Genomic DNA, 7,568 nt, shown 5'->3' with positions numbered 1-7,568 from the left:
CCAAATCCTTTTGGTTTGACTGATTGTACAAGACGTTTCAAACGTTCCTTTTCTTTTTTGTCTTCTATCTTTTGTGAAATAGAAACTCGGTCAGAAAACGGAACCAAAACAATAAATCTTCCGGCTAGGGAAAGCTCTGCGCTTATCCTCGGCCCTTTGGTCGATATTGGTTCTTTGACAACTTGCACCAAAACAGATTGATTAGCACTAATTACATCTGTAATCGTACCATTCTTATCTATTTCTTTTTCAAACTGAAAGTTTTTTAGGGAGAAATCTTTTAATTTACCTGCGCTTACAAGTTTTATGAATTTCAGCTGGGAAGCTAAGTTAGGCCCTAAATCGTGATAATGTAAAAAGGCGTCTTTTTCGAAGCCTACATTTACAAAAGCAGCATTAAGTCCAGCAACTGGTTTTCTTATTTTGGCAATAAAAATATCACCTACTTGAAAGTTGCTTTTCTCTTCTTCCTTGTGCAATTCAATTAGTTTTCCATCTTTTAATAAGGCAAAATCTACGAAATCAGAACTAGATCGAATGATTAATTCTTTATTCATTTGTAAATTTTTATCCGTACTTATTGGTTGTCGGTTGTCGGTTGTTAGTTGTTGGAAAATCCATCAACTATCAACTATCAACCATCAACTTTTCAGCAAGGATGGATTAAACAATAATTTAACAGGTATTGTACCCGGGAGGAATTATAGATTGCAGTTTTAAGAGTTTAGATTGCAGCTTTATACTATCTTCTGAAAACTTAATTCTGCGGACTATTCTTCCAAATTTCAATGAACTTAAAAAAGAAAAAAGTAGTTTAAAACTACTTTTTCTTTTTGTGACGGTTAGCTCTCGCTCTTTTTTTACGTTTGTGCGTTGCTACCTTATGTCTCTTTCTTTTTTTACCACTTGGCATATCTAATAGATTTTATGATTAATTAATAGTGTTATTTTGCTTCGTTGTTCACTTTTACACCTTCAACAAAAACTTTCGCAGGTTTGAATGCAGGAATGTTGTGTGCTGGAATTTTGATAGTGGTATTTTTGGAAATATTTCTTCCAGTTTTTTCAGCTCTTGTTTTAACGATAAAACTACCGAAACCTCTTAGGTAAACATTGTCACCAGTTTCAAGTGAGTTTTTTACTTCGTTCATAAAAGTCTCTACGGTTGCTTGCACATCCCCTTTTTCAAGACCTAATTTTTCTGAAATCTTCGCTACGATATCTGCTTTCGTCATTTTCTTTCCTTTTTATTATGTTGTAATAATTTTTTTGAGTTTGCAAATATATGAATTTAAAAAACAATAAATCAACCTAATTCGTTAAAATTTAATTACATAAACAATTACTTTTGTTTACAATTATTTTACAATGAAATTTCACAACACATTAATTAAGTGGTACTTACAAAACAAGCGCGATTTACCTTGGCGAAAAACCACCAATCCATACCCAATTTGGCTCTCCGAAATTATGCTTCAACAAACAAGAGTCGCTCAAGGAACGCCGTATTTTCTGTCTTTTACTACAGCTTTTCCAACTGTTTTTGATTTGGCAAAAGCCAATGAAGAACAAGTTCTAAAACTTTGGCAAGGATTAGGATATTATTCCCGCGCTCGGAATTTGCATAAAACCGCCCAAACAATCGCTTTTGAAATGAATGGCGTTTTCCCAGATAATTATGCCGACTTGCTAAAATTAAAAGGAATTGGCGAATATACCGCAGCCGCAATTGCATCCTTCTCCTATAATGAATGTGTTCCCGTAGTTGACGGAAATGTATTCCGAGTACTTTCGCGATATTTTGATTTAGAAACTGATATTGCACAAGTCTCTGCAAAAAAAGAATTTGCCGCTTTAGCTTTTGAACTAATGCCAAAAGACAACCCCGCACAATTCAATCAAGCCATAATGGAATTTGGCGCCCTACAATGTGTCCCGAAAAATCCAAATTGTTTTGAATGTGTCTTCAATAATAGTTGTGCTGCTTTGCAAAAAAAGAAAGTGGATCAGCTACCCATAAAATCAAAGAAAACTAAAGTTCGAAATCGCTACTTTAATTATATAGTAGCCGTCGATGATTTGGAAAACACCATTATCCAGAAACGTACTTCCAAAGGAATTTGGCATAATCTATATGAGTTCCCTTTGATTGAAACCGACAAAGTAGAAGATTTCGAAACCGTAGCTCAGCAAATCAACCAAAACTTTTTTCACGGAAACAAAATGGAGAGCTTATTGGAATACAATGAAGAGAGTATCGTCCATAAACTATCGCACCAACATTTGCACATAAAATTTTGGAAAGCAAGTTTAAAAGGCGCAATCGAAAATGGTATCGATCTCGAAACAGCCAAGACTTTTCCATTCCCGATAGTGATTCATAATTTTATTGAGGAGAAACTGTAGAATCATTTGAGGCAGCATTATAAAGTATGTTAGGCGGTTTGTGGCAAATCAAATTCGAGGTAATCCGATAGAGATAAATATAATGAAGAAATAATTTTTTACTCGATTTGAAGTGCTACTTATTAAGGTAGGAAAATATGCTTGTTCAAAATTTATTTTATAAGAATCCTATAAAAATAGTTTTCAAAAAATAATGTACCTTTGATAGAAATACCACCAAATCATGAACGGAACATTAAATAAAGTAATGCTTATAGGCCATCTTGGCGACGATGTCAAAATGCATTATTTTGACGGGGGAAATTGTATCGGCAGATTTCAATTAGCAACAAATGAAGTGTATGTCAACAAAACGACCAACGAAAAAATCACTTCCACAGAATGGCATAATCTAGTAGTACGCAACAAAGCCGCTGAAATTTGTGAAAAATACCTTTCGAAAGGAGATAAGATTTACGTGGAAGGCCGAATAAAATCAAGACAATGGCAAGCCGAAGACGGATCGACCAAACACACAATGGAAATCCAGGTAACAGAGTTTACTTTTTTAACTACTAAAAAAGATACTGAAAGCAATAAGGCATTAAATTCTTCGGAATCCACAAAAAACACTAACTTTGACACACAAAATAACGACTTGCCTATCAATGACTTGCCGTTTTAATTGTTTAACTAATTTATAAGAATTTGGACCCAGAGCCCAGTTTAGAGATTGCATCTCAAGTTGACCTTACCTTAGTATTCGGTTTTATCGGAATTATCATTTTGCTATTTTGCTCCGCAATAGTTTCTGGCGCCGAAGTAGCGTTATTTTCATTATCACAAAAAGATTTAGACGATTCCATTCAGGAAAACAACTCCAAAGGACGAATAATAGCAAACCTTTTGGAGAAACCTAAAAAACTCTTAGCTACATTACTCGTAGCCAACAATTTCATTAACATCGCGGTAGTTATTTTGTTCTCCTTTGTTGGAAAAGATCTTTTTGCAGCGATACAATCCCCAGTTTTAAAATTCATCACCGAAGTGATTTTGGTTACTTTCCTACTATTGCTTTTTGGTGAAGTTTTGCCAAAAGTATACGCCAGTAGAAACAACATAAAGTTTGCTCAATTAATTGCTTATCCCGTTTCAGGGTTAGACAAAATATTGTCACCTGTAAGTATTCCGATGCGTTCAATAACTCTGTATTTGCAGAATAAATTGGGGAAACAAAAATCAAATTTCTCGATAGACCAATTATCTCAAGCTTTGGAACTGACTGATAGTGGTGAAACTTCAACCGAAGAACAAAAAATACTGGAAGGAATTGTGTCTTTTGGAAATACAGACACCAAGCAGGTAATGAGTCCAAGAATTGACATTTTTGCTTTGGAAATCACCGAATCCTTTGTTGTAATTTATCCAAAAATCATAGAAAAAGGATTCTCCAGAATTCCTGTATATCGCGACAATATTGACCAAATAGAAGGCGTTTTGTTTGTCAAAGATTTACTTCCGTATATAAACGATATGGAGTTTGATTGGACCACATTATTAAGAGAGCCCTTTTTTGTTCCCGAAAATAAAAAGCTGGACAATTTGCTTAAAGACTTCCAAAGTCTCAAAAGTCATTTGGCTATAGTGGTTGACGAGTATGGAGGAACATCTGGATTGGTCTCATTAGAAGACGTCATCGAGGAGATAGTAGGGGAAATCAGTGATGAATATGATGATGCACCCGTTAATTATTCTAAAATTGATGATAAAAATTATATTTTTGAAGGTAAAATAAACCTAAAGGATTTCTATAGGATTATTGATGTGGATGAAGATTTATTTGAAGAGCAAAAAGGAGAAGCAGAAACCTTAGCAGGATTTATTCTTGAGATTTTAGGCAATTTTCCAAAAAAAGGACAGAAAATAATTTTTGAAAACTGTACGTTTGTCATCGAATCTGTGGACCAAAAACGTGTCAAACAAATTAAAGTAACGATTGAATAAAATTAAAATGCTTAAAAAAATTACAGCTATAGCGCTACTTTTTACATTCTTTTATACTGTAATTGGATGTAAAAATGATGTTTTGCCTAAACCGGCCAGTTATTTAAGACTGGATTACCCTGAAGCGGAATATGTTACTCTCAAAGGTCATTGCCCATTTGAATTTGACATGAATTCCAAAGCAATTGTCAAAGAAGACAAGGATTGTGGATACTCAATTACATATCCAAAGATGAAAGCCACTATTTACCTGACCTATAAACCAGTAAACAACAACATAAAAAAACTGCTTAGGGATGCTCAAAAATTAACGTACGAGCATGTAATCAAAGCGGATGACATCTTGGAACAACCTTACCTAAACCCAGATAAAAAAGTGTACGGAATGTTTTATCAGGTCGATGGAAATGCGGCTACCAATTCTCAGTTTTATGCCACTGACAGTATCAAGCATTTTGTTACGGGTTCTGTTTATTTTTATGCAAAACCCAATTTTGATTCCATTATGCCAGCGGCCAGTTATATCAAAAACGATATGCAGCGCCTGATGGAAACCATAAAGTGGAAATAAAGAATAAAAAAGCATTCGTCATTGGCGAATGCTTTTTTTTATAGAAAATCAGTCCGTTTAAGACTTCATATTTGAAACCTTGTATGTTTTTCCGTCACCAGTTGCCTGAACCACTTTAGTTAAGCTTTCTGGAGTTTGAACAGTTTTATCAAAAGTTACGGTAGCCAGTTTTTTGTCAAAATCTACTTTGGCTGTTTGCACACCGTCTAATGCCGTTAATTCTTCTTGGATTGTTTTGGCACAACCTATAGCACAAGTCATTCCTTCAACAGTAAAATTAGCCGTTTGCAAATTTGCTGCAGCAATTTCTTTTTTAACTTTTGGAGCCGCTACTTCAGTTGATGCAGTTACCGTTTTTACTTCGGCTTTATTGTCTTTACAGCTTGCAAAAAGCAATCCCGAAAGCGCTATAATTGCGATTGATTTTGTAAAATTCATTATGATATTATTTTAATTGATTTAAGTCTCTTCTGATTGGTTGCAAAATTAATGAAAAAAGAGGTGGAAGTTTTTAAAATTTTCACAATTTTGCATCAAAACAATGTTTATCATGACAAAGCAGTTGAAGTGGGTTTATTTATCGGTTCTATCCTTAATTTGGGGAAGTTCTTTTATATTGATAAAAAAAGGGTTGATTGGATTAACCGCTTTTCAATTAGGGTCATTGCGCATTATTTTCGCAGCACTTTTTCTGCTTTTAATTGGGTTTAAGAGTTTGTTGAAAATTCCGCATCATCAATGGAAATATATCGCATTGACTTCACTGTTCGGGACATTTGTGCCTGCCTATCTTTTTGCCATAGCCGAGACCCAAATTGATAGTTCAATTACAGCCATTTTAAATTCATTGACTCCACTGAACACATTGATTTTGGGAGCCGCTTTTTTTGGAATTACTTTTCGAAGAAGCCAAATTTGGGGCGTGATCATTGGGCTTTTGGGAAGTCTGCTTTTGGTTTTTAACGGAGCTGTCAACCATCCCGAACAAAATTACTATTATGCCATTCTTGTTTTGATTGCTTCGATATGTTATGCTGTGAACGTCAATTTAATCAAAAGATATTTATCGGATTTGACGCCTTTGAGCATTACGACCGGGAATTTTTTAATCCTGTTATTTCCTGCTTTGGGGATTTTGTTTTTCTCTAATTTTTTTGATGTGGTTCATGTCGAAAAAGTTCAGCATTCCCTTTGGTTTATATTAATTTTGGGTGTGGTTGGAACAGGAATTGCCAACGTTATATTCTTCAAATTAATTCAGGTTTCGTCACCTGTTTTTGCAACCTCGGTTACTTATTTAATTCCTATCGTTGCTTTCTTTTGGGGCTTGCTGGATAATGAAGTATTGACATTTGTTCAATGCATTGGGGCGTTTATAATTTTGATTGGAGTTTATTTATCCGCTAAAAAGTAAAATTCACAAATGGGGTTTCGCTTGTTTTTGTTTTTTTTTTAGGAGCTAATCCAGCTATCCACTGCAATCTTTTTTGTTTTAAAGAAAAACAATAAAGGATTTTCGTTGCTATCTGGGCTAGGGCATTTATTTTCAAAACAACATCTAATAGTGATTTTAGTCATTCATAGCCCTAAATAACTAAATTTAGTAACCCAATTTAAGTTATTGATATAATAAAAACGCCTTTCTCATGAGATGAAAAAGACGATTTTTTTATATTTTATTACATTAAAATAAAGCAATTAATTAAATCTCGATGGTTTGAAGTTTTAAAGTTGTTTTCTTGCGTTGTACCAACATCACAGTAAATAAAACTCCCATTAACGACATTCCTATTCCAATTAAATTAGGTGACGCATAACTAAACCCCGCAATCAACGGTAATCCACCTAAGAAAGCTCCTAAGGCATTCCCAATATTAAACGATGCTTGTATAGCAGCCGAAGCTATCATCTCGGCACCAACCGCAATCTGAATCATCAGCATTTGGATTGATGCAATAAAAGTAAACGAAATACATCCCGTTGAAAACACTAACAACAAACTAACATAAGGATTATAAGAAAAGAAAAACACCATTGCTAAATCTAAAGCCATAAGAAAAAACAAAGTGATAAGTGTTATATCAGGCGGAAACGTATCAGCTAGTTTACCTCCAATAATATTTCCAACAACCATTCCGGCACCAGCCAATATCAAAATGTAAGGCACATCGGCAGCATCAAAACCAGAAATATCAGTCAATAAAGGAGCAATATAACTAATCCAGCAAAATAACCCTCCTACTCCGATAGCTGTTATCAGAATTACCAGCCAAGCTTCAATTTTCTTAAATAATTGCATTTGTTTTTTCATAGATACTCTATCATTGGAAGGCAGATTTGGCATCCAAAAATAAAGAGAAATAAACGTAAGAACTCCAAAAAAACCAATCAGAATAAAAGTATAGCGCCATGAAAGATGATGCCCAATATAAGTTCCAATAGGCACCCCAATAAGATTAGCAATTGTTAATCCAGCAAACATAATAGATATCGCTTGAGCTTCTTTTCCCTTATCGGCAAGACGACTAGCTACTACAGCTCCTACGCCAAAAAAAGCACCATGAGGCAATCCAGATAACAATCGAGTTAAAAAAAAGAATTCGTAATT

The 7,568-nt window shown here is 34.4% G+C and carries 9 protein-coding genes; 5 read left to right on the top strand and 4 right to left on the bottom strand.

Annotated elements, in window-relative coordinates; all coding sequences use genetic code 11:
* Both VFS71_RS02480 and VFS71_RS02475 read right to left on the bottom strand, forming a co-directional pair.
* Positions 1 to 557: ribonuclease E/G (locus VFS71_RS02480; RefSeq protein ID WP_326399187.1), on the bottom strand; the 557-nt coding region annotated here is incomplete at its 3' end.
* Positions 558 to 944: 387 nt separating this feature from the next.
* Entirely contained in the window at positions 945 to 1,235 is a 291-nt protein-coding gene (locus VFS71_RS02475; protein WP_035634379.1) for an HU family DNA-binding protein, read from the bottom strand.
* A gap of 133 nt (positions 1,236 to 1,368) precedes the next feature.
* Between VFS71_RS02475 and mutY the strand changes: the two genes are divergently transcribed.
* From mutY to gldD, 4 genes are all read left to right on the top strand, one after another.
* Positions 1,369 to 2,406, top strand: coding sequence for an A/G-specific adenine glycosylase (mutY, locus tag VFS71_RS02470; protein ID WP_326399186.1), 1,038 nt, complete (start codon positions 1,369 to 1,371; stop codon positions 2,404 to 2,406).
* A gap of 223 nt (positions 2,407 to 2,629) precedes the next feature.
* Positions 2,630 to 3,070 carry a single-stranded DNA-binding protein gene (locus tag VFS71_RS02465; RefSeq protein WP_326399185.1) on the top strand — a complete coding sequence of 147 codons (441 nt, stop codon included), beginning with the start codon at positions 2,630 to 2,632 and terminating at the stop codon, positions 3,068 to 3,070.
* A 23-nt stretch (positions 3,071 to 3,093) separates the two neighbouring features.
* The gene (locus VFS71_RS02460; RefSeq protein WP_326399184.1) at positions 3,094 to 4,389 is read left to right on the top strand and encodes a gliding motility-associated protein GldE; all 1,296 of its coding nucleotides are present in this window, start codon (positions 3,094 to 3,096) and stop codon (positions 4,387 to 4,389) included.
* 7 nt (positions 4,390 to 4,396) lie between these two features.
* Positions 4,397 to 4,960, top strand: coding sequence for a gliding motility lipoprotein GldD (gene gldD / locus VFS71_RS02455; RefSeq protein WP_326399183.1), 564 nt, complete (start codon positions 4,397 to 4,399; stop codon positions 4,958 to 4,960).
* Positions 4,961 to 5,017: 57 nt separating this feature from the next.
* On the opposite strand, the gene VFS71_RS02450 is transcribed toward gldD, so the two are convergent.
* Positions 5,018 to 5,398, bottom strand: a complete 381-nt coding sequence (locus VFS71_RS02450; RefSeq protein ID WP_326399182.1) for a heavy metal-associated domain-containing protein — start codon at positions 5,396 to 5,398, stop codon at positions 5,018 to 5,020.
* A gap of 109 nt (positions 5,399 to 5,507) precedes the next feature.
* Here VFS71_RS02450 and VFS71_RS02445 point away from each other — a divergent pair, with 109 nt between their 5' ends.
* On the top strand, positions 5,508 to 6,374 hold the full coding sequence (locus VFS71_RS02445; RefSeq protein WP_326399188.1) for a DMT family transporter: 867 nt from the start codon (positions 5,508 to 5,510) through the stop codon (positions 6,372 to 6,374).
* A gap of 288 nt (positions 6,375 to 6,662) precedes the next feature.
* Here VFS71_RS02445 and VFS71_RS02440 read toward each other — a convergent pair.
* The coding region (locus VFS71_RS02440; protein WP_326399181.1) for an MFS transporter at positions 6,663 to 7,568 on the bottom strand (906 nt) is incomplete at its 5' end.

It is taken from the genome of Flavobacterium sp., from assembly GCF_035760125.1.
In the GTDB taxonomy this organism is placed as follows: domain Bacteria; phylum Bacteroidota; class Bacteroidia; order Flavobacteriales; family Flavobacteriaceae; genus Flavobacterium.
The sequence above is the reverse complement of the archived record's forward strand: the minus strand, read 5'-3'. Positions and strand labels throughout refer to the sequence as shown.